This is a genomic window from Embleya sp. NPDC020886, assembly GCF_044333915.1.
Classification (GTDB): Bacteria; Actinomycetota; Actinomycetes; order Streptomycetales; family Streptomycetaceae; genus Embleya.
The window spans coordinates 1,343,273-1,363,799 of record NZ_JBIRRX010000001.1; the positions used below are offsets into that span (position 1 = coordinate 1,343,273).

Genomic DNA, 20,527 nt, shown 5'->3' on the forward strand with positions numbered 1-20,527 from the left:
GTGTCGGCACTCCCCGTCCGAACCCGACGAAGCCGTGCCCTCGCGCGGGATCGACACGCGAGGACACGGCTCGTACGCGGCGGAGCCGACCGGTTCCGCACCGCCGACCCGGCTCGGCGGCGGGAGCGGAACCCGATGCGGATGTCAGAGGGGCAGTTGGCCCAACTGCAGGCTCCCGAGCGGCGACGCGTCCAGCGGGGAGGACTGGCCGCCCGTCGTCAGCTTGTCGACGGGCAGGGTGTTGACCGGCGAGCCCAGCCCGCCCTTGGCCTGGCCGCCCTGCTCGGCCATCCCGGCCGCGCTCTGCTCCATGCTGTGGCCCATGGTGCGGGCCGCGTCCGCGGCCACATCGTCGAGCGGCGAGTGGCCCGGGGTGAGCAGCTTGTCGACGGGAAGCGTGTCGGTGACCTGGCCGAGCTGGAACGGCGCGGCGGCGTCCGGCAGAGCCGACTGGGCCGTCGAGGCGGCCGGGGCCAACCCGTCGACGAGGTCGGTCGCCGGCATCGCACTCGCGGAGCCCGCGGCTCCCGCTGCCAGAGCCGCACCGAGCCCGGCCGTGATGGCCGCCTTACGCGTTACCGATCGCATGTGCATCCTCGGGTTCTCGATTCGGGCGGGGCGAGATACACCCCGTAACGAAGTGAGACCGCAACGTAGCGAATCGGACGCGGAATGCGCAAAACGCCCCCTTCGGTCGGGCTCGACTCTTCGCCCGCGCCGAGAGGGGGTGTGGAGTGCGCCCGCGATCCGGATCGATCCACCTCGATCCGGATCGGGTGGGCGCGCCCGCGGAAGGTCAGTTCCGACCGAAAAGCCATTCCGACTTGAGCGCGGCGTAGCCGGGCTTGATCACCTCGTTGATCATCGCGAGGCGCTCGTCGAAGGGCAGGAAGGTGCTCTTCATCGCGTTCACGGTGAACCACTGGAGGTCGTCCAGGCCGTAGCCGAACGCCTCGACGAGGTGCTCGAACTCCCGCGTCATCGACGTGCCGCTCATCAAACGGTTGTCAGTGTTCACGGTCACCCGAAAATAGAGTCGGCGCAGTAGGCCGATCGGGTGATCGGCGTAGGACGTGGCGGCGCCGGTCTGCAGGTTCGAGGTCGGGCACATCTCCAGCGGGATGCGCTTGTCGCGCACGTACGCCGCGAGCCGGCCCAGCTCGACACCGCCGTCGTCCTTGACGGTGATGTCGTCGATGATCCGCACGCCGTGGCCGAGGCGGTCCGCGCCGCACCACTGGAGCGCCTGCCAGATCGACGGCAGACCGAACGCCTCGCCGGCGTGGATGGTGAAGTGGTTGTTCTCCCGCTTGAGGTACTCGAACGCGTCGAGGTGCCGCGTGGGCGGGAAGCCCGCCTCGGCGCCGGCGATGTCGAAGCCGACCACGCCCAGGTCGCGGTGCCGGTTGGCGAGTTCGGCGATCTCCAGCGAGCGGGCCGCGTGCCGCATCGCGGTGAGCAGCGCGCCGACCTTGATCCGGTTGCCGGCCCCGGCCGCACGGCGCTCCCCTTCCCGGAAGCCCTCCTCGACCGCCTCGACCACCTGGTCCAGGGTCAGGCCGGCGGCCAGGTGCTGCTCGGGCGCGTAGCGGATCTCGGCGTAGACCACGCCGTCGGCGGCGAGGTCCTCGGCGCATTCGGCGGCGACCCGGAACAGGCCCTCGCGGGTCTGCATCACCGCCACGGTGTGGTCGAAGGTCTCCAGGTAGCGCTCCAGCGAGCCGGAGTCGGCGGCCTCGCGGAACCAGGTACCGAGCGCTTCGGGGTCGGTGGTGGGCAGCCGGTCGTAGCCGACCGCCGCGGCGAGTTCGATGATCGTGGTGGGACGCAGCCCACCGTCGAGGTGGTCGTGGAGCAGGACTTTGGGGGCACGCCGGATCTGCTCGACGGTGGGCGAGGCGGCGGGCGTGTTCGGGTGGCTGCTGTACATGAAAGGACTTTACTGCCTACGCGCGTAGATCATGTTGCTTTACCGGAGGTGGCTTCGCGGGTCGATTACCGGGGCGGGTCGGGGAGGCCCGCCGGGGTGGGGTGCAGGAGCCGGCCCTGGCGGCTGAGGGCGAATTCGCGGAAGAGGCGCACGGGGGCGGTTTCCGGGCGGTTGGGCATCCAGGCCAGGCCGATGGTGCGGAAGGCTCGGGGGGCGGTGACGGTGAGGTGCACGGTGCCCGGGCGGGGGGTGTCGGGGGCGGGTAGGAGTGCGACGCCCAGGCCCGCCGCGACCAGGCCGCGCAGCGTTTCGGCCTCCTCGCCCTCGAACGCGATCTTGGGTACGTACCCCGCCTCGGCGAAGAGCGCGTCGGTGATGCGGCGCAGACCGTAGCCCGGCTCCATGCACACGAACACGTCTTCGGCCGCCTCGGCCAACCGCACCCGGCGGCGGCGCGCGAGCCGATGGTCGGCCGGCACCACCAGGTAGAGCTGCTGATCGTCGAGCGCGCGCACGGCCAGGTCCGGCGCGTCCGGCAGCGGCGCGGTCAGGCACAGGTCGAGTTCGCCGGCCCGCATGCGCTCCAGCATCGCCGAGGCGGACGCCTGCACGAGCTGGAAGCGGATGCCCGGGTGATGCACCCGAAAGGCGCGCAGCAGGCCGGGCACCGCTTCGGGGCCCATCGTGTGCAGGAACCCGAACGCGACCTTGCCGCGCGCCGCGCCCACGTCCTCGATCACCTCGTCCAGGCCGCGCTCCAGCAGCGCGAGCGCCTGCTCCACGTGCGCGAGCAGGGTGTGGCCCTGCCGGGTGAGCGTGACGCCGCGCCCGGTGCGGGCCAGCAGCGGCACGCCCACGTCCGCCTCCAGTCGGGCCATCGTGCGGCTGAGCGTGGGCTGCGGAATGCCCAGCCGGGCCGCGGCCCGGGTGATGTGCTCCTCGCGGGCGACCGCCGCGAATTGGGTCAGGAGGGGGGCGATGGCCGCGGAAACCTCGGCTGATCTGCTGTCATGCACCATGGTATGAATTCTGTCCGAAACATGCATTGGACGCATGAAAGAGCGCGGTTTAGCTTGGTGCGCATGTCAGCCTCGAACAGCTCTTCGGATCCCGCCCCGGGTACCGACCCGATGCGACACCCTCGGGGTTCGCGCGCGTATCGACGGGTGAACCTGGCGCTGTTCGCGGCGGGCTGTTCGACCTTCGCGATGCTCTACGCGACCCAGACCCTGCTGCCGGAGTTGTCCGACGGCTTTCGTCTGGACCCGGCCACGGCCAGCCTCTCGGTCTCGATGACCACCGGTGCGCTGGCCCTGGCGGTGATCCCGGTGAGCATGTTGTCCGAGCGGTGGGGTCGCTCGCGGGTGATGACGATCTCCGTGTTCGGCGCCGCCCTGCTGGGCGTACTGGCCGCGTTCGCCCCGGACTTCGGCACCCTCGTGGCGCTGCGTACGGCGCAGGGCGTCGCGCTGGCCGGGTTGCCCGCGACCGCGATGGCCTACCTGGCCGAGGAGGTCGACGCGCCCTCGTTGGGCTCGGCGATGGGGCTGTACGTGGCGGGCAACAGCATCGGCGGCATGGGCGGCCGGGTGGTCACCGGACTGGCCTCGGATCTGGGCGGCTGGCGGGTCGCGCTCGTGGTGGTGGGGCTGCTCGCGTTCGGATCGGCGGTCGCCTTCCGGGTGTTGCTGCCGCCGTCGCGCAACTTCACCCCGTCGACCATGAGCGCCCGGCAACTCACCGGCGTGCTGCGCGCGCACCTCGCGGATCCGGTGCTGCGTCGGCTGTACCTGCTCGGCACGGTCTTCATGGCGGCGTTCGGCACCGTGTACAACTACCTCGGATACCGGCTGCTGGCCGAGCCGTTCGCGCTGCCGCAGACGGTGGTCGGGGCGATCTTCGTGGTCTACCTGGCGGGCACGTTCAGTTCGGCCGCCTCGGGTCGGCTGGTCGGCCGGATCGGGCATCGCGCGACGTTGTGGGCCGCCGCGGCGATCACCGCCGCGGGTGCGCTGCTGACCCTGCCGGACCACCTGGCGTCGGTCGTGGTCGGCCTGATCGTGCTCACGGCGGGCTTCTTCGCGGGCCACTCGGCGGCCAGTTCGGCGGTCGGCCTGCGGGTCACCGAGGGGCGGGCGCAGGCGTCCGCGCTGTATCTGGCCGCCTACTACGTCGGGGCGAGCGTCGGCGGGCCGGTCGGCGGCGTCGCCTTCCACGGGCAGGGTTGGGCCGGTGCGGTGGTCCTGGTGCTGGTGCTGATGGCGGCGGCGGGTTGGGTGGCGTTCGGGCTCACCGGTCGGGTGACCGGCACGCCGGCGCCCGCACCCGCCCGGCGGCGCGCCCGCACCCATGTGCGGTCGACCGCCTGAGCGCCGGCCGGGCCCGGGTCCCGGGCGGGCTCCGGGCCCGACCCTTGGCATGCTGAGCCCATGGACGAACACCACGATCCGGCTCCCGGCCCACACCCGGGCGACCGCGACGACTTCGGCCGGGTGTTCCGCCCGCACACCGTGCGCGCGGGTTGCGCGACGCTCGGGTGCCTGTTCGTGGTCTTCGCCACGGCCGTGCTGATCAGTGCGCTGATCTGGCGGGCGCTGTACTGATCCGACGGGCCACCTGCCGCGCGGATCGCCGCCGCCGGACCGGGCACCTCAGTAGCCTCGGGCCGCCTTGCGCTCGGCGTCCGCGACCCTGGCCCGTTCGATCTCGTTGATGTGCGTCTCGGTCCACTCGCGCAGCGCACGGATCGGCTCGCCCAGACTGCGCCCGAGTTCGGTGAGTTCGTAGTCCACCCGAGGCGGGATGGTCGGGGTCACCGTGCGCGACACGAAGCCGTCGGTCTCCAGACTGCGCAGGGTCTGGGTGAGCATCTTCTGCGACACCCCCTCGATCCGACGGCTCAGATCGGTGTACCGCATCGCGCCGTCCCGCAGCGCGTCCACGATCAGCACCGTCCACTTGCCGGCGATGTGGTCCAGGACCTGACGCGTCGCGCACTTGGCGCTGTAGACGTCGGCGGGAAGGCCGACCGATTCGACGATGGTCACCATGTCAGGAGAGTAGCGCACCAAATTGTGCCTACTTCCCGATAGAGAGCGACTCTCCGAGAATTGCGGTCATGAGCAACCACACCCCGAACCGCACCCTCTCGGTCGCCGAGGCCATCCGCACCCGACGCACCGTCCGGCACTACCGCCCCGACCCGGTCCCGGACCACCTGCTGCGCGCGCTGCTCGAACTGGCCATGGAGGCACCCACGAGTTGGAACCTCCAGGACCGCTCGATCGTGGTGGTCACCGACGAGGTCGGCAAGGCGGGACTGATCGCGGCCACCGGCGGCCAGCCGCAGGCCGTGCAGGCCCCGGTCCTGCTCGTGTTCGTCGCCGAGCCGCAGGCGTGGCGCGAGGAGCACGCCGACGTCCACGAACAGGCTCGGCACAACGGCGCGTGGAACGAGGCGTTCATCCGGATGTTCTCGGCCGCCTCCGCGCAGTTCCAGCAGGACCTGGCCGAGCGCGGGATGTTGCGCGAGTACGCGGTCAAGGACGCGATGATCGCGGCCGGCCACGTCCTGCTCGCCGCGACCGAACTGGGCCTGGCCACATCGCCGATGAACGGCTGGCACGAGCAGTCGGTCAAGGACACGATCGGGATCGGCGACCGGGACGACCTGGCGATCGCGCTGATCGTCTCGGTCGGCTACGCCGCCGAGGAGCGCCGGCACCCGGGCCGCCGGCCGCTCGATCGCAACGTCTTCCGCGGTCGCTACGGCCGGCCGTGATCCGGGCGGCTACGCCGCGGCGATACGAGGTGTGGCGCTCCACGCAGGACCTCGAACAGCACATGCGGACCCCGCACATGCGCGAGTTCGTGTCGACCTTCTTCGAACACCGGATGGACTGGCTCGAACACGACCTGGACGCCCACACCGGCACCATGTTCAGCCCGTACCCCGCGGCATAGGCCCTGCGTCGAGCGGCCCGATCACGCGGCCGGGCCCTCGGCTCCGGTGGGAGTCGAGGGCCCGGCCGGGTGGTTCGGGTCGTCAGGCGGTCGGGCCGATGCGGTCGATCAGGATCGGGGTGGGCTCGAAGAGGGTGCCGGCCGGGGCGATGGTGACCGAGTCGGCCAGGATCTCGCGCGCGTAGTCGAACCGCTCCGGGGTGTCGGTGTGCAGGGTCATCAGCGGCTGACCGGCGACGACCGTGTCGCCCGGCTTGGCGTGCAGTTCGACGCCCGCGCCGGCCTGGACCTGCTCCTCCTTGCGGGCCCGGCCCGCGCCCAGGCGCCAGGCCGAGACGCCGACCTCGTACGCGTCCAACCGGGTCAGCACGCCGGTGGAGGTCGCGGTGACCACCTCGGTCTCGCGCGCCACCGGCAACTTGGCGTCCGGATCGCCGCCCTGGGCCCGGATCATCCGACGCCACACGTCCATCGCGGAGCCGTCGCGCAGCGCGTCCGCCGGGTCGATCCGGGTTTGGCCGGCCGCCGCGAGCATCTCGCGCGCGAGGGCGACGGTCAGCTCGATCACGTCCGCCGGGCCGCCACCCGCGAGCACCTCGACCGACTCGCGGACCTCCAGCGCGTTGCCCGCGGTCAGCCCCAGCGGCGTGGACATGTCGGTCAGCAGCGCGACCGTCCCGACCCCGTGGTCCACGCCCAACCGGACCATGGTGCGGGCCAGTTCGCGCGCGTCGGCCAGGTCCTTCATGAAGGCGCCGGAGCCGACCTTGACGTCGAGCACCAGGGCGCCGGTGCCCTCGGCGATCTTCTTGCTCATGATCGAGCTGGCGATCAACGGGATCGCCTCGACCGTGCCGGTCACATCGCGCAACGCGTACAACTTCTTGTCCGCCGGCGCGAGGCCGTCACCGGCCGCGCAGATCACCGCGCCGACGTCCTCCAGCACGCGCATCATCGCGTCGTTGGACAACGCCGCCCGCCACCCGGGTATGGCCTCCAGCTTGTCCAGCGTGCCGCCGGTGTGCCCCAGGCCGCGGCCGGACAACTGCGGGACGGCCACGCCGCACGCGGCGACCAGCGGCGCGAGCGGCAGGGTGATCTTGTCGCCGACGCCACCGGTGGAGTGCTTGTCCGCGGTCGGCCGGGACAGCGCCGAGAAGTCCATCCGCTCGCCCGACGCGATCATCGCGTCGGTCCAACGGTTGATCTCGGTCGCGTTCATCCCGTTGAGCAGGATGGCCATCGCGAGCGCGGACATCTGCTCGTCCGCGACATCGCCGCGCGTGTACGCGTCGACCACCCAATCGATCTGAGCCGCCGTCAGTTCACCGCGGTCCCGCTTCGTACGGATGACCGAAATCGCGTCCATGCTGTCCGTTCTCTCTCGGCCGCCGAAGCGACCCGTTCAGGTCACGAGCAATTGCTCAGCGAAGGTCGTCGGGCCCGAAGGCATCCGGCAGGATCTCCCGCAACGGCCGTACCCCGTGCTTGGTTTCCAGCAACATCTCGGCGCCGCCGTGCTCCCACAGGAGTTGCCGGCAGCGCCCACACGGCATCAGGACCGCGCCCTCGCCGTTCACGCAGCAAAACGCCACGAGCCGGCCGCCTCCGCTCGCGTGCAGCGCGGACACCAGACCGCACTCCGCGCACAACGTGAGCCCGTACGACGCGTTCTCCACATTGCACCCGGACACGATCCGGCCGTCGTCCACCAGCGCCGAGGCGCCGACCGGATACTTCGAGTAGGGCGCGTACGCACCGCGCATCGCCGTGGTCGCCGCGTCCCGCAGCGCGAGCCAATCGATTTCCGGCACGCCCGTCAGCCCTTCGTATAGGGCTTGTTGGCCGCGGCCGGGGCGCGCACCTTGCCGACCAGACCGGCCACCGCGAAGATCGTCACGACGTACGGCATCATCTGCAGGAACTGGCTCGGGATCGAGGTGTTCAGCGGCTGCAGCGACGTGGCCAGCGCACTGGTGAAGCCGAACAGCAGCGCCGCGGCCACCGCGCCCAGCGGACGCCAGCGGCCGAAGATGACCGCCGCGAGCGCGATGTAGCCCGCGCCCGAGGTCATGTCCTTGGAGAAGGTGCCCACCGTGCCGATGGTCAGGAACGCGCCGCCGATGCCCGCGATCGCGCCCGCCATCACCACGTTGCGGTACCGGGTCGCGTTGACCTTGATGCCGACCGTGTCCGCCGCCGTCGGGTGCTCGCCCACGGCACGGGCCCGCAGGCCCCAGCGGGTGTGGAACAGGCCCAGGTGCACGATCACGATCAGCGCGTACATCAGGTAGACGATGATGTTCACGTCGAACAACACCGGGCCGATCACCGGGATGTCCGCGAAGCCGGGGATCCGGATGTTCTCGAACACGCCCGGGTTGTTGTAGCCCTCGGGGTCCTTCTGCAGGAGCTGCGTGTACAGGAAGCCGGTGATGCCGGTGACCAGCAGGTTGATCACCACACCCAGGACGACCTGTTCGACCAGGTAGCGCACCGCGAACACGGCGAGCAGCGCACCGATCAGCGCACCCGCGACCGCACCCGCGGCCAGCCCGGCCCACAACGACCCGGTGATCGAGCCGGTGAGCGCGGCGGCGAACGCGCCGAACAGGAACTGACCGTCGATGGCGATGTTGACCACGCCCGAGCGCTCGCCGATCACGCCCGCGAGCGCACCGAGCACGAGCGGCACGGCGGCCAGCACGGTGTTCTGCAACGCGCCCGCGAAGGACATCTGCTTGCCCGCGACCGCCCACACCAGGAACGCGATCACGAACGCGATCAGGAACAGCGCGATGCTCAGCCGGATCGCCAGGCGCGACCGGTCCAGCGCGATCCGCAGCCCACCCGCGAGCATGCACACCACGGACATCGCGATCGCGACGGCCCGCGCGGGCAGCGACAGGTCGCCGACCTCGGTGGTGTCCCGGTTGGGCACGTTCATCCCGAAGACCGCGTCGACGCCGCTGTCGGTACCGAACCCGAACGCCCACAGCGCGTACAGCCCGACCAGGACGAAGCCGATGCCCGTGATCAGGGCCTTCTTGCGGGCCGCGGCCCGCACCACGTCGGCGGCCTTGCCGGTGGGGTCCACCGGAGCCTCCACATCGGGGGCGATCACGGTGTCCGCCACCTGCGTGCCTCCTTCAGGGTTCCGCTCGCTCATGCCTGGACCCCCACGGTCTCCTTGGCGGCCAACGGCCCGCCCTCGGCACCCTTGCGGGCGCCGCGCAGCCGGAAGATCGAGCGCACCAGCGGCGGCGCCGCGACGAACAGCACGATCACGGCCTGGATGACGATGACGATGTCGACGGACACGTTCGCGGACGCCTGCATCACCGAACCGCCCGCGCGCAGCGCGCCGAACAGCAGTGCGGCCAGCACGGTGCCCAGCGGCTTGGTCCGGCCGAGCAGTGCCACGGTGATCGCGTCGAAGCCGATGCCGGCGTCGATGCTGGGGGTCAGCGTGTGCGCCGGGTTGGTCGAGCTCATCACCTGCGAGACACCGGCCAGACCGGCCATCGCACCGGCGATCACCATGGCCAGGATCTGCGCCCGGGCCACGCTCATGCCCGCGGTGCGGGCCGCGGCCGGGTTGGAACCCACCGCGCGCAGTTCGAAGCCGAGCGTGGAGCGGTTGAGCAGCCACCAGTAGATCCCGGCCGCGACCAGCGCCAGGATGATGCCGAAGTGGATCCGCAGGTCGTCGCCGAACAGGTTGGGCAGCACCGCGTTCTCGTGCGCGTCCTTGCCGATCGGCTGCGCCTGGCCGCCGCGACGGAAGGTGTCGGTGGTCAACAGCCAGCCGAGCATCAGCACCGCGATGTGGTTGAGCATGATCGTCACGATCACCTCGTGCGCGCCGTAGCGAGCCTTGAGGAAACCGGCGATGCCCGCGTAGAGACCGCCGCCGATCAGGCCGGCCAGGATCACGAACACCAGGTGGATCACCGGCGGCAGATCGACGACGAACCCTATCCACGACGCGAGGACCGCGCCGGCGATGATCTGGCCCTGCGCACCGATGTTGAACAGCCCGGTGCGGAACGCGATCGAGACCGCGAGACCGCCGAAGATCAGCGGCGTGGCCTGCGTGATGGTCTCCGAGATCGGTCGGAAGATGTCCTCGATCGAACCCTCGGAGAAGGTGTCCGGGTTCACGATCGAACCCTTGAACATCGCCGTGTAGGCGTCCGAGACCAGCGTCCACGAGCTGGAGAGCGCCTCGCCCGGAGCGGCGAAGAAGTACTTGTACTCGTCGAGCACGTCCTGGTCCGCGAGGATCATCAGGATGCCGCCGACCACCAGCGCGAGCACGATCGCCAGGAAGGTCACCACGGCCGAGTTGCCGGTGATGATCGCGTCGAGCATGGCTCGACCGAGCGAGGGCTTGGCCGGCGCCGAGGCGCTCGCCCCGGCCGGTTCGGCCGCCTTGGTCAGGGCCGGCTTCGCCTCGCTCGGCTCACCGGGCGTGCTCTTGTCGTCCTCGGTCACGCTGGGTCCTCCTCCCCCGGGGTTGCGTCGCTCTCGATGGTCGCGGTCTCGGCCGCGTCCGGTTCGGCGGCCGGTGCCGCCTCGGTCGGGTCCTTGCTCGGGATCACACCGGCCATCAGCAGACCCAGGTCGCCTCGGGACGTGGTGGGCGGCACGATGTCCACGATCCGACCCCGGTACATCACCGCGATCCGGTCGGCCAGCGCCACCACCTCGTCCAACTCGGTGGAGACGATGATCACCGGGGTGCCGACGTCGCGCTCGGCCACGATCCGCTTGTGGATGAACTCCATCGCGCCCACGTCCACCCCTCGGGTGGGCTGCGAGGCGATGAACAGCCGCAGCGGGCGCGAGAGTTCGCGCGCCACGACGACCTTTTGCTGATTGCCGCCGGACAGCGTGCCGGCCGGCGACTCGATGGTCTGCGTGCGGATGTCGAATTCCTCGACCCGCTGCCGCGCGTTGTCGCGCACCGCGCCGGGATCGATCGATCCGCGCCGACCGAACGGCGCCTGGGTGACCAGGTCCAGGACCAGGTTCTCGGCCACCGTGAAATCGCCCACGATGCCGTCGTGCTGACGATCCTCGGGCACGAAGCCGACTCCGGAGTTGAGGATCTGCCGCGGCGTCCGACCCGCGAGGTCCTGCCCGTCCAGGCTGATCCGCCCGGCCGCGGGCGCGCGCAGGCCCAGGATGGCCTGGGTCAGCTCGCTCTGGCCGTTGCCGTCCACGCCCGCGATGCCCAGGATCTCGCCCTCGCGCAGGCGCAGGTCGACCCGGTCCACCACGGCCTGGCCGTTGCCGTCGAGCACGGTCAGGTCCTCGATCGCCAACCGGACCTCGCCCGGCTGCGCCTCGTTCTTGTCGACCACCAGCTTGACCGGCCGGCCGACCATCAGCGAAGCGAGTTCCTTCTCCGAGGAGGCCGGATCGGCGGTGCCGACCACCTTGCCGCGCCGGATCACGGTGATCCGGTCGGCGACGGCCTTGACCTCTTTGAGCTTGTGCGTGATGAACACGATGGAGTGGCCGGAGGCGCGCAGCGCGCGCATCACCCGGAACAGTTCCTCGGTCTCCTGCGGCGTGAGCACCGCGGTGGGCTCGTCCAGGATCAGCACCTTGGCGTTGCGCACCAGGGCCTTGAGGATCTCCACCCGCTGTTGCAGACCGACGGGGAGGTCCTCGACCAACATGTCCGGGTCGACCTTGAGGCCGTACTCGTCGACGAGGTCGAGCACCTTCTTGCGGGCCCGACGGCGGTCCAGCCAGCCCAGCGGCCTGGTCTCCTCGTGGCCGAGCATGACGTTCTCGGCGACGGTGAAGACCGGGACCAGCATGAAGTGTTGGTGGACCATGCCGATGCCCGCGTCGATCGCGTCACCGGCGGTCCGGAACTTGCGGGGGGTGCCGTCGACGACGATCTCGCCCTCGGTGGGCTCGTAGAGCCCGTAGAGCACGTTCATCAGCGTCGACTTGCCGGCACCGTTCTCACCGAGAAGGCAGTGGATCTCCCCCGGCTCGACGGTCAGGTCGATGTGGTCGTTGGCGACCAGCGACCCGAACCGTTTCGTGATTCCGCGCAGTTCGAGCTTCAACGCGGAGACCTCCTCGGCTACGCCCCCCGCGAGGGGCCGCTACGGGTTCGACCCGGGTCCCCTCGGGGCCCGGGCGGTACGGACACGGGCGCCGCGGAAGCTGCTTCCACGGCGCCCGATCGTCTGGGTCAGCTCTTCGGCTGGTTCTTCGAGGTGATCTTGATCTTGCCGCTGACGATGTCGGCCTTGACCGCGGTCAGCTCGGACTTCAGCTCGGGGGAGACCTTCGAGTCGAAGTCGTGGAACGGCGCCAGGCCGACGCCGTTGTTGGCGAGGGTGCCGATGGTGGACTTGGTGGTGAACTGGTTGTTCGCCGCGGCCTTGACCGCGTTGAACACCTGGCCCTTGATGTCCTTGGTCACCGTGGACAGGAACACCGACTTGTACTGCGAGGCGCTCTCGTAGCCGTCCTGGTCGACCCAGATGACGCTGGCCTTGCCGCCGCTCTTCTGCACGGCCGAGGCCGCGCCGAGACCGGTCTGACCGGCGACCGGCATGATCACGTCGGCGCCCTGGGCGATGAAGTCGTTGGCGATCCGCTCACCGTCGGCCGGCGAGTCGAACTTGCCCGCGAGCGAGCCGTCGCCCTTGACGTCGTCCCAACCGATGACCTGGACGTTCTTGCCCTTGGCCTGGTTGAAGTACTTGACGCCCTGGACGTAGCCGTCCATGAACACGGTGACCGGCGGGATCGGCAGCGCGCCGAACGTGGCGACCTTGCCGGTCTTGGAGAAGCCCGCGGCGAGGTAGCCGCCGAGGAAGCCCGCTTCGGCCGTGTTGAACTGCAGCCCCTGCACGTTCGGCTCGATGCTGGCGGAGTCGACGATCGCGAACTTCTGGTCCTTGTGCGTCGACGCGGCGGCCTTGGTCGCGTCGGCCATCAGGCCGCCGACCGCGATGATCAGACCGCACTTGTCGTTCACGAGGCTGTTGAGGTTCGGAACGTAGTCGTTCTCGGTCTTCGAGGTGATGTACTTCACATCGACACCCAGCTCCGACTTGGCCTGCTGCAGGCCCGCCCACGAGGAGGCGTTGAAGGAACGGTCGTCGATGCCGCCGGTGTCCGTCACCATGCAGGCCTTGAAGTCCACCTTGGCGGCCTGCGAACCGCCGGGGGTCGCACTGGTGCCCGAATCGGACTTCTTGTCGTCCTTGGGCTTGCTACCGCACGCGGCGGTGGCAGTAAGGGCGAGAGTGACGCCGACCGCAGCCGCGGTCACCTTGGATACCCGGCGCACGGGTGTCTCCTTCCGATGAGCGCCCCTTCGGGCGCTGCTCCCAGATGCAGACTCTGACGCGCTTGGTTCCCTGGTAAACGCGCGTAGACCTGCTAGCCGTCGGAGAGCATACCTAGTAAAAGAATATGAGCGACAAAAACCGTGAATCGCCACCGCAACACGCCCCGTTAGCCCGGCCGAGTAGCCGGAGCCGAGACGGGTCGGCGCGGAACCGGGCAGTCCGCGACATGACAAGACGGAAAAGACCCGGTGCCGCACGAGATCGAACGGCACCGGGTCGGAACATTACAGACTTACGAACGTGGGAGGAACGGGGACCGGGGTCGCGGTGGTTAACAGTTCCGCATACGTCCCATCTCGGCACTCCCGCCCGCACCGCGCATACCGAGCCCGACCGGGGTCAGCGAACGGGCCGCAGCGCCAGCCCGGCGAACAGTTCGACGCCGATCCCGATCGCCCGCTCGTCGACGTCGAACTGCCCCTGGTGCAAGTCGTATACGGGGTGTCCGACGGGTCGCACACCGAGCCGGGTGAGCTCGCCGGGGACCTGGTCCAGGAACCACGAGAAGTCCTCGCCGCCCAGGCTCTGCTCGGTGCCCTCGACCGCACTCGCGCCCAGCACGCCGGTGGCGACCGTGCGCATCGCGTCGACCGCATCCGGGTCGTTGACCACCGGCGGCACGCCCCGGTGGTGTTCGAGCTCCCACTTGGCGCCGTAGGTCGAGGCGATCGAGTCCACCAGCTCGTGCATCAGGTCCGGGGCCTGCCGCCACGCCTCCAGATCCAGGCAGCGCAGCGTGCCCTCCAGCTCGCCGTACTGCGGGATCACGTTCGGCGCGGAGCCGGACTGGATCCGCCCCCACACCAGGCTGGCGCCCGAGCGCGGGTCGATCCGGCGGGAGAACGCCGAGGGCAGCTCGGCGGCGACCTTGGCCAACGCGGTGACCAGGTCGGTGGTGCGATGCGGGCGGGCGGTGTGGCCGCCCGCGCCGGTGAGCATGATCACCACGCGGTCGCAGGCCGAGGTGATCGCGCCGGAGCGCAGCCCGACCCGGCCGACCTCGACCTTGGGGTCGCAGTGGATCGCGTGGATCTCCCCGACGCCCGCCAGGCCGCCCGCCTTGATCACGTCCAGCGCGCCGCCGGGCAACTTCTCCTCGGCGGGCTGGAAGATCAGCCGGACCGGCCGGGTCAGCAGGCCCTCGCGAGCGAATTCGGCCAATACCAGGGCCGTGCCCAGCACGATCGAGGTGTGCACGTCGTGCCCGCACGCGTGCGCGCGACCGGGCACGGTCGAGCGATAGGGCACGTCTTTGACGTCGTCCACCGGCAGCGCGTCGATGTCGCCGCGGAAGGCGATCAGGTCGTCCCCGGCGCCTCGGCCGGCGGGCGACGCCCGCTCGGGTCTGATGTCGCAGACCAGGCCCGTCCCGGGCAGTAGTCGCGGGTGCAGGCCCGCGCGGACCAGCCGTTCCCGGATGAGTCCGGTGGTACGGAACTCCTCCCGACCCAGCTCTGGGTGCATGTGCAGGTCGCGTCGAAAGGCGACCAGCTCGTCGGCGAAAGCAGCGGCTTTGGCGGCGGCCTGGGCGGGGAGGGATTCGCTCACCCACGAAAGACTACGTTGCATCGGTCTTCGCGACGTGGTAGGGAGCGAATTACCCCCGTTCGGGTGAGAAAAAAGCCTCCCCCCGGCGCATGCGCTACGGCCGGTAGGGGTATGACTGTGTGCTCGTTCCCGCAATGGCCGACTTTCGGGCGCTCGACCACGTATCAACCAAGCGCCCCATTGATCAGGACTGCCCTTGCCGCCCATGGAACGCGTCCAGGATGCGAGACGCGGCAAGCGTCGCGGTGAGATTGCCGTCCCGGACGTCGCGTTCGAGGTCGGGCACGATAGCCCGTACCGCGGGGTGTCCGCGCAACTCCGCCAACAGCGAGTCGTAGACCGTCGCCCACGTCCAGTCGACCTGCTGTCGGCGTCGAAGTTCGGCCGACTCGCCGGTCGCCTCCAGGGTCTGCCGGTGTTTGAGGATGGTCTCCCAGACCTCGTCCAGGCCCTCGCCGGACAGCCCGGAACAGGTCAGCACGGGCGTTGTCCACGACTCCCCCGCCCGGCGCATCAGCCGCAGCGCGCCCGCCAGTTCGCGGGCCGCCCGGCGGGCCGCGAGGGCGAAATCGCCGTCCGCCTTGTTCACCGCGACCACGTCGGCCAGCTCCAGGACGCCCTTCTTGATGCCCTGGAGCTGGTCGCCGGTGCGCGCGAGGGTCAGGAACAGGAAGCAGTCGACCATGTTCGCCACCGTGGTCTCGGACTGGCCCACGCCGACCGTCTCCACCAGCACCACGTCGTAGCCGGCCGCCTCCATCAACACGATCGACTCGCGGGTGGCGCGCGCGACGCCGCCCAGCGTGCCGGCGGTCGGCGAGGGGCGCACGAAGGCGTTGTCGTCCACGGCGAGCCGGCCCATCCGGGTCTTGTCGCCCAGGATGCTGCCGCCGTGCCGGGACGAGGACGGGTCCACCGCGAGCACCGCCACCCGGTGTCCCGCGCCGGTCAGCCGGGTGCCAAGCGTCTCGATGAACGTGGACTTGCCCACACCGGGCACGCCGGTGATGCCCACCCGGTGGGCACCGCCGGCGTGCGGCAACAGCTTGACCAGCAACTCCTGCGCGAGGTCGCGGTGGTCGGCCCGAGTGGACTCGACCAGCGTGACCGCCCGGGCCAGGATCGTCCGGTTGCCCGCGAGCACGCCTTCGGCGTACGCGCCGACGTCGATCACCCGTGCCATCAGTCGACCGGCAGCTCGTGGTCCAACTGCCTGTACAGGCCCCTGAGCAGGTCCACCGCGGCATCGGCGATCACCGTGCCGGGCGGGAAGACCGCCGCGGCGCCCATCTCCAGCAGTGGCTGCACGTCGGCGGGCGGAATCACCCCGCCGACCACGACCATGATCTCCTCGGCGTCCAGCGCGGCCAGTTCCTGCCGCAACGCGGGCACCAGGGTGAGGTGACCGGCCGCGAGCGAGGACACCCCGACCACGTGCACGTCCGCCTCGACCGCCTGCCGGGCCACCTCGCCCGGCGTCTGGAACAGCGCGCCCACGTCCACGTCGAAGCCGAGGTCGGCGAACGCGGTGGCGATCACCTTCTGCCCCCGGTCGTGCCCGTCCTGGCCCATCTTGGCCACCAGGACGCGCGGCCGGCGGCCCTCCAGTTCCTCGAACCGGGCGACCAGCGAGCGGGCCGTCTCCACGTTCGGCGACATGCCCACCTCTTCCCGGTAGACCCCGGTCAGCGTACGGATCTGCGCCTGGTGGCGGCCGTACGCCGACTCCAGCGCGTCGGAGATCTCGCCGACCGTGGCCTTGGCCCGGGCGGCGTCCACCGCGAGCGCGAGCAGGTTGTGCTCCAGGTCGCGCGGCCGGGTGCCCTCGACGTCGGCCTGCGCCGCGCCGGACAGCGCGGCCAGCGCACGACGCACCGCGTCGTCGTCGCGCTCCTCGCGCAACCGGCGCAGCTTGTCCAACTGCCCCTCGCGGACCGCCTTGTTGTCGATCTTGAGCACGTCGATCGCCTCGTCGCTGGCGACCAGGTACTTGTTCACGCCGATCACCGACTGCCGGCCCGAGTCGATCCGGGCCTGGGTGCGCGCCGCCGCCTCCTCGATCCGCAGCTTGGGCAGACCCTCGGCGATCGCCGACGCCATGCCGCCGGCCCGCTCGGCCTCGGCGATGTGCTCCCGGGCCCGCACCGCGAGGTCGTGGGTGAGCCGCTCTATGTAGGCCGAACCACCCCACGGGTCGATCACGTCGCACGTGCCCGACTCCTGCTGGAGCAACAACTGGGTGTTGCGCGCGATCCGGGCGGAGAAGTCGGTCGGCAGCGCGAGCGCCTCGTCCAGCGCGTTGGTGTGCAGCGACTGGGTGTGCCCCTGGGTCGAGGCCATCGCCTCCAGGCAGGTGCGCACCACGTTGTTGAACACGTCCTGCGCGGTCAACGACCAGCCCGAGGTCTGCGAGTGCGTGCGCAGCGAGAAGGACTTGGGGTTCTTCGCGCCGAACGACTTGACGATGTCGGCCCACAGCAGGCGCGCGGCGCGCAGCTTGGCGACCTCCATGAAGAAGTTCATCCCGATCGCCCAGAAGAACGACAGGCGCGGCGCGAACGCGTCGATGTCCAGGCCCGCCTCGACCCCGGCGCGCAGGTACTCGATGCCGTCCGCGAGCGTGTACGCCAACTCCAGGTCGGCCGTGGCCCCGGCCTCCTGGATGTGGTAGCCGGAGATCGAGATCGAGTTGAACTTCGGCATCTTCTGCGAGGTGTACGCGAAGATGTCGGAGATGATCGACATCGAGGGCTTGGGCGGATAGATGTAGGTGTTGCGGACCATGAACTCCTTGAGGACGTCGTTTTGGATCGTCCCCGTCAGGTGTTCCGGTGCCACCCCCTGCTCCTCCGCCGCGACGATGTAGAGCGCGAGCACCGGCAGTACCGCGCCGTTCATCGTCATCGAGACCGACATCCGGTCCAGCGGGATGCCGTCGAAGAGCTGGCGCATGTCGTAGATCGAGTCGATCGCGACGCCCGCCATGCCCACGTCGCCGGTCACCCGCGGGTGGTCCGAGTCGTAGCCGCGGTGGGTGGCCAGGTCGAACGCGATCGACAGGCCCTTCTGACCGGCCGCCAGGTTGCGCCGGTAGAAGGCGTTCGACTCCTCGGCGGTGGAGAAGCCCGCGTACTGGCGGATCGTCCACGGCTGGTTGACGTACATCGTCGGGTACGGACCGCGCAGGAACGGCGTGATGCCCGGGTAGGTGCCCAGGAAGTCGAGCCCTTCCAGGTCCTCCTCGGTGTACAGCGCCTTGAGCGGGATGCCCTCGGGGGTGTCGTGCGTCAGCGCGTCCGCGTCCTTGCCGGTCTCCTCGCGCACGGCGTCCCGCCACGCGTCGAGGTCGCCGGACGCGGGCGCGTCGAGCTCGACCTGGGTGAAGTCGGGAATGCTCATTTCGCCCCCTCCGGGGATTCCGCCGCGGTCTCGTAGGTGGCGTGCAGGACGGCGAGCGCGTCGCACCCGGTGTACACGTACCCGTCCAGGTCCGCTCCGTGCGCCTTTTGGCCCGCGAGCAGGATCCGGCGGGCGCCGGCCGCACGCAGCGCCGCGGCGGTCGGTGCCGCCAGGGCGGCGTAGATCTTCTCCGAGGAGGTGAGCACCACGGTCGCCGGCCGGCCGGCCGTCGTCCAGCGCTCCAGGATCTGCTCGATCGCGCCCTCGTCCACCTCGGTACCGCCCGCTTCGACGGCGGCGATGCCGCCGGCGGCGAACAGGTTGGCGGTGAAGCCGGCCCGTGCGGTGTACTGCGCGAGCGGGCCCAGGGTGGCCAGGAACACGCTCGGGCGGGCACCGGTCGCGGCGAGCAGCGCGTCCGAACGATCGCGCAGCGACTCGTACGCCTGGGCATAGCGCACCCGGGGCAGACCGGCGGCGGAGACCGGCACCTCGGGCGCCGGTTCGCGGACGACCGGTGCCTCGGTCAGGTTGGGGAACTCGCTGACGCCGGTGATCGGGTCGGTGCGATCGGCGATGTCCCTGTCCCGCTTGGCGCGGACCTCGGCCAGTTGCTCGGCGAGCCAGCCCGAGTCCAGTACTGCGACGATCCCGCCGCGACGCTCGATCTCCTGGAAGAACGCCCAACCGGTGCGCGCGAGGTCGTCGGTGAGCTGTTCGACGAACCACGAGCCGCCGGCCGGGTCGATCACCTGCGCGAGGTGCGACTCCTCCAGGAGCAGCGCCTGCGTGTTGCGGGCTATCCGCCGGGAGAACGGGTCGGACCGGCCGATCGCGGCGTCGAAGGCGCGCACGGTGACCGCGTCGGCGCCGCCGACGCCGGCCGCGAAGGAGGCGACCGTGGTGCGCAGCATGTTGACCCACGGATCACGCCGGGTGGTCATCGCCCACGAGGTGAGCGCGTGTTGGCGCTGGGCGCCGGCCGTCGGGGCGGCACCGGACGCCTGGGCGACGCGGGCCCACAACCGGCGGGCGGCACGCAGCTTGGCGATGGTCGGGAACTGCTCCGCGGTGGCCGCGAAACGGAACTCGACCAGGCTCAGCGCGGTGTCCACGTCGAGTCCGGCCTCGGTCAGCGCGCGCAGGTAGGCGACGCCGGCGGCGGTGGCCGCGCCCAGTTCCTGGCCCTCCGAGCCACCCGCCTCGTGGTACGGCTGCCCGTCCACGACGATGGCCTGCAGGCCCGGGAACTCCGCGTGCGCCCGGGCCGCGAGCGCGGCGGCGGCGGCCGGGTCGGCGCCCGCCCCGGTGCGCGCGTGCTGCGAGATCGGGTCGGCGCCCAGGTTGCCGCGTACCTCCCCGGGGGCGACGCCGCTCGCGCGGAACACCGCGAGCAGCGCGTCGGCGGCCGCAACGAAATCGGCGCCGGTGGTCAGGGCCACCGGCGCCAGGTCGAGCAGCACGCCGTCGAGCGCGCGGGCCAGGTCGGCGGGCGCCAGTGCGCCCTCGCCCACCTGAAGGAAGACGGAGGTGACCCCGTTCTCCAGATCGGCCAGCACGCTCTCGTTGGCCCGGGCCGGGTCGGTGTCGGCGTGCAACTGGCGCACGTCCCAACCCTCCGCGGCGTGTCCGGCGGCGCGCGCGCCCCGGACGAACGGGCTCAGCCCGGGCAGGCCCGGCCGGGCGGCGGCCTCCGTGTACAGCGGGGACAGCGTGATGCCGTCATAGGTAGTGGTCGCGAGCAGGTCTTCGGGGCGCTCGGGCGCGTCACTCTCGCCCAGCACCTTCGATTTGCGGAGCACGCCGGCCACGAGGCGCTGCCATTGGTCCCGCGTGGGCTGCGGGAACTGGCTCGCGAAGGTGGACCCGGTAGACGTGCCGCCATCGACAGTAGCCTCCGTCATGGGTCGCATCGTAGGGACCGACGGGGCCGTTGAATACGCACTGCCGATGTGATGCCGGCCCTACCCGCCGGTCACCTCTGTGACCTGGGCCTTCACGCTTGCCCTGATCTTTCGTCCGCAAGCGTGGCGCTTTCACCCGTACGGGCGCTGACGGGGCGTCAGCATTTCGTGACCCGTGACGTCCGGGTCACCCGGATGGTTCCACTCCACGATGCGGAATGGATCACATCGCGCGCCCTGCCACAAGGGGGCCCCTGATCGGTGGCTACCATGGCCGGGGCCGGGCGACCGATACCCGGCCGGGCCGACCGACAACCAGAGGGTCCGACACGGATTGCGGACACCCTCCCAGCCGGCCGCGTCCCCCCATGTACCGCACCCGGAGGGTAGTT

The 20,527-nt window shown here is 70.6% G+C and carries 17 protein-coding genes; 3 read left to right on the top strand and 14 right to left on the bottom strand.

Annotated features, from left to right (window positions below):
• Positions 1 to 144 precede the first annotated feature (144 nt).
• From ACH4U8_RS05660 to ACH4U8_RS05670, 3 genes are all read right to left on the bottom strand, one after another.
• Positions 145 to 588 (bottom strand): hypothetical protein, encoded by a 444-nt coding sequence (locus ACH4U8_RS05660; protein ID WP_360308042.1) that lies wholly within the window; start codon positions 586 to 588, stop codon positions 145 to 147.
• A gap of 208 nt (positions 589 to 796) precedes the next feature.
• A complete protein-coding gene (locus ACH4U8_RS05665; protein ID WP_395775892.1) occupies positions 797 to 1,930 on the bottom strand; it encodes an adenosine deaminase in 1,134 nt (377 codons plus the stop codon).
• Between the two features lie 65 nt (positions 1,931 to 1,995).
• Entirely contained in the window at positions 1,996 to 2,949 is a 954-nt protein-coding gene (locus tag ACH4U8_RS05670; RefSeq protein WP_395775893.1) for a LysR substrate-binding domain-containing protein, read from the bottom strand.
• A 63-nt stretch (positions 2,950 to 3,012) separates the two neighbouring features.
• Between ACH4U8_RS05670 and ACH4U8_RS05675 the strand changes: the two genes are divergently transcribed.
• Positions 3,013 to 4,299, top strand: coding sequence for an MFS transporter (locus ACH4U8_RS05675; protein WP_395775894.1), 1,287 nt, complete (start codon positions 3,013 to 3,015; stop codon positions 4,297 to 4,299).
• 60 nt (positions 4,300 to 4,359) lie between these two features.
• Positions 4,360 to 4,533 carry a hypothetical protein gene (locus ACH4U8_RS05680; RefSeq protein ID WP_360308030.1) on the top strand — a complete coding sequence of 58 codons (174 nt, stop codon included), beginning with the start codon at positions 4,360 to 4,362 and terminating at the stop codon, positions 4,531 to 4,533.
• 48 nt (positions 4,534 to 4,581) lie between these two features.
• On the opposite strand, the gene ACH4U8_RS05685 is transcribed toward ACH4U8_RS05680, so the two are convergent.
• The gene (locus ACH4U8_RS05685) at positions 4,582 to 4,980 is read right to left on the bottom strand and encodes a winged helix-turn-helix transcriptional regulator (RefSeq protein WP_395775895.1); all 399 of its coding nucleotides are present in this window, start codon (positions 4,978 to 4,980) and stop codon (positions 4,582 to 4,584) included.
• A 68-nt stretch (positions 4,981 to 5,048) separates the two neighbouring features.
• On the opposite strand from ACH4U8_RS05685, the gene ACH4U8_RS05690 reads away from it, so the two are divergent.
• On the top strand, positions 5,049 to 5,711 hold the full coding sequence (locus ACH4U8_RS05690) for a nitroreductase family protein (protein ID WP_395775896.1): 663 nt from the start codon (positions 5,049 to 5,051) through the stop codon (positions 5,709 to 5,711).
• 264 nt (positions 5,712 to 5,975) lie between these two features.
• Here ACH4U8_RS05690 and ACH4U8_RS05695 read toward each other — a convergent pair whose 3' ends face one another.
• The 10 genes from ACH4U8_RS05695 to ACH4U8_RS05740 form a co-directional block, all read right to left on the bottom strand.
• Positions 5,976 to 7,262: a thymidine phosphorylase gene (locus ACH4U8_RS05695; RefSeq protein WP_395775897.1), complete on the bottom strand. Its 1,287-nt coding sequence runs from the start codon at positions 7,260 to 7,262 to the stop codon at positions 5,976 to 5,978.
• Positions 7,263 to 7,317: 55 nt separating this feature from the next.
• Positions 7,318 to 7,707 carry a cytidine deaminase gene (locus ACH4U8_RS05700; protein ID WP_360308018.1) on the bottom strand — a complete coding sequence of 130 codons (390 nt, stop codon included), beginning with the start codon at positions 7,705 to 7,707 and terminating at the stop codon, positions 7,318 to 7,320.
• A gap of 5 nt (positions 7,708 to 7,712) precedes the next feature.
• A complete protein-coding gene (locus ACH4U8_RS05705; protein ID WP_360308015.1) occupies positions 7,713 to 9,029 on the bottom strand; it encodes an ABC transporter permease in 1,317 nt (438 codons plus the stop codon).
• A gap of 29 nt (positions 9,030 to 9,058) precedes the next feature.
• Positions 9,059 to 10,390 carry an ABC transporter permease gene (locus ACH4U8_RS05710; RefSeq protein ID WP_395775898.1) on the bottom strand — a complete coding sequence of 444 codons (1,332 nt, stop codon included), beginning with the start codon at positions 10,388 to 10,390 and terminating at the stop codon, positions 9,059 to 9,061.
• Positions 10,387 to 11,985 carry an ABC transporter ATP-binding protein gene (locus ACH4U8_RS05715; RefSeq protein ID WP_395775899.1) on the bottom strand — a complete coding sequence of 533 codons (1,599 nt, stop codon included), beginning with the start codon at positions 11,983 to 11,985 and terminating at the stop codon, positions 10,387 to 10,389. The genes ACH4U8_RS05710 and ACH4U8_RS05715 overlap by 4 nt, the downstream gene beginning before the upstream one ends.
• Before the next feature lie 128 nt (positions 11,986 to 12,113).
• Positions 12,114 to 13,223 carry a BMP family ABC transporter substrate-binding protein gene (locus ACH4U8_RS05720; RefSeq protein WP_360308006.1) on the bottom strand — a complete coding sequence of 370 codons (1,110 nt, stop codon included), beginning with the start codon at positions 13,221 to 13,223 and terminating at the stop codon, positions 12,114 to 12,116.
• Positions 13,224 to 13,623: 400 nt separating this feature from the next.
• Positions 13,624 to 14,853 carry an amidohydrolase gene (locus tag ACH4U8_RS05725; protein WP_360308003.1) on the bottom strand — a complete coding sequence of 410 codons (1,230 nt, stop codon included), beginning with the start codon at positions 14,851 to 14,853 and terminating at the stop codon, positions 13,624 to 13,626.
• A 163-nt stretch (positions 14,854 to 15,016) separates the two neighbouring features.
• The gene (gene meaB / locus ACH4U8_RS05730) at positions 15,017 to 16,015 is read right to left on the bottom strand and encodes a methylmalonyl Co-A mutase-associated GTPase MeaB (protein WP_360308000.1); all 999 of its coding nucleotides are present in this window, start codon (positions 16,013 to 16,015) and stop codon (positions 15,017 to 15,019) included.
• Positions 16,015 to 18,231 carry a methylmalonyl-CoA mutase gene (gene scpA, locus ACH4U8_RS05735; protein WP_360307997.1) on the bottom strand — a complete coding sequence of 739 codons (2,217 nt, stop codon included), beginning with the start codon at positions 18,229 to 18,231 and terminating at the stop codon, positions 16,015 to 16,017. The genes meaB and scpA overlap by 1 nt, the downstream gene beginning before the upstream one ends.
• A complete protein-coding gene (locus ACH4U8_RS05740; protein WP_395775900.1) occupies positions 18,228 to 20,135 on the bottom strand; it encodes a methylmalonyl-CoA mutase subunit beta in 1,908 nt (635 codons plus the stop codon). The genes scpA and ACH4U8_RS05740 overlap by 4 nt, the downstream gene beginning before the upstream one ends.
• Between the last annotated feature and the right edge of the window lie 392 nt (positions 20,136 to 20,527).

What these genes read in the sequence shown, in the direction of transcription:
- ACH4U8_RS05680 (WP_360308030.1), top strand. Translation starts at nt 4,360, where the DNA reads ATGGACGAACACCACGATCCGGCTCCCGGCCCACACCCGGGCGACCGC.
- scpA (WP_360307997.1), bottom strand. Translation starts at nt 18,231, where the DNA reads ATGAGCATTCCCGACTTCACCCAGGTCGAGCTCGACGCGCCCGCGTCC.
- ACH4U8_RS05725 (WP_360308003.1), bottom strand. Translation starts at nt 14,853, where the DNA reads ATGCAACGTAGTCTTTCGTGGGTGAGCGAATCCCTCCCCGCCCAGGCC.
- ACH4U8_RS05740 (WP_395775900.1), bottom strand. Translation starts at nt 20,135, where the DNA reads ATGACGGAGGCTACTGTCGATGGCGGCACGTCTACCGGGTCCACCTTC.
- ACH4U8_RS05675 (WP_395775894.1), top strand. Translation starts at nt 3,013, where the DNA reads ATGTCAGCCTCGAACAGCTCTTCGGATCCCGCCCCGGGTACCGACCCG.
- ACH4U8_RS05690 (WP_395775896.1), top strand. Translation starts at nt 5,049, where the DNA reads ATGAGCAACCACACCCCGAACCGCACCCTCTCGGTCGCCGAGGCCATC.
- ACH4U8_RS05665 (WP_395775892.1), bottom strand. Translation starts at nt 1,930, where the DNA reads ATGTACAGCAGCCACCCGAACACGCCCGCCGCCTCGCCCACCGTCGAG.
- meaB (WP_360308000.1), bottom strand. Translation starts at nt 16,015, where the DNA reads ATGGCACGGGTGATCGACGTCGGCGCGTACGCCGAAGGCGTGCTCGCG.
- ACH4U8_RS05670 (WP_395775893.1), bottom strand. Translation starts at nt 2,949, where the DNA reads ATGGTGCATGACAGCAGATCAGCCGAGGTTTCCGCGGCCATCGCCCCC.
- ACH4U8_RS05695 (WP_395775897.1), bottom strand. Translation starts at nt 7,262, where the DNA reads ATGGACGCGATTTCGGTCATCCGTACGAAGCGGGACCGCGGTGAACTG.
- ACH4U8_RS05660 (WP_360308042.1), bottom strand. Translation starts at nt 588, where the DNA reads ATGCGATCGGTAACGCGTAAGGCGGCCATCACGGCCGGGCTCGGTGCG.
- ACH4U8_RS05685 (WP_395775895.1), bottom strand. Translation starts at nt 4,980, where the DNA reads ATGGTGACCATCGTCGAATCGGTCGGCCTTCCCGCCGACGTCTACAGC.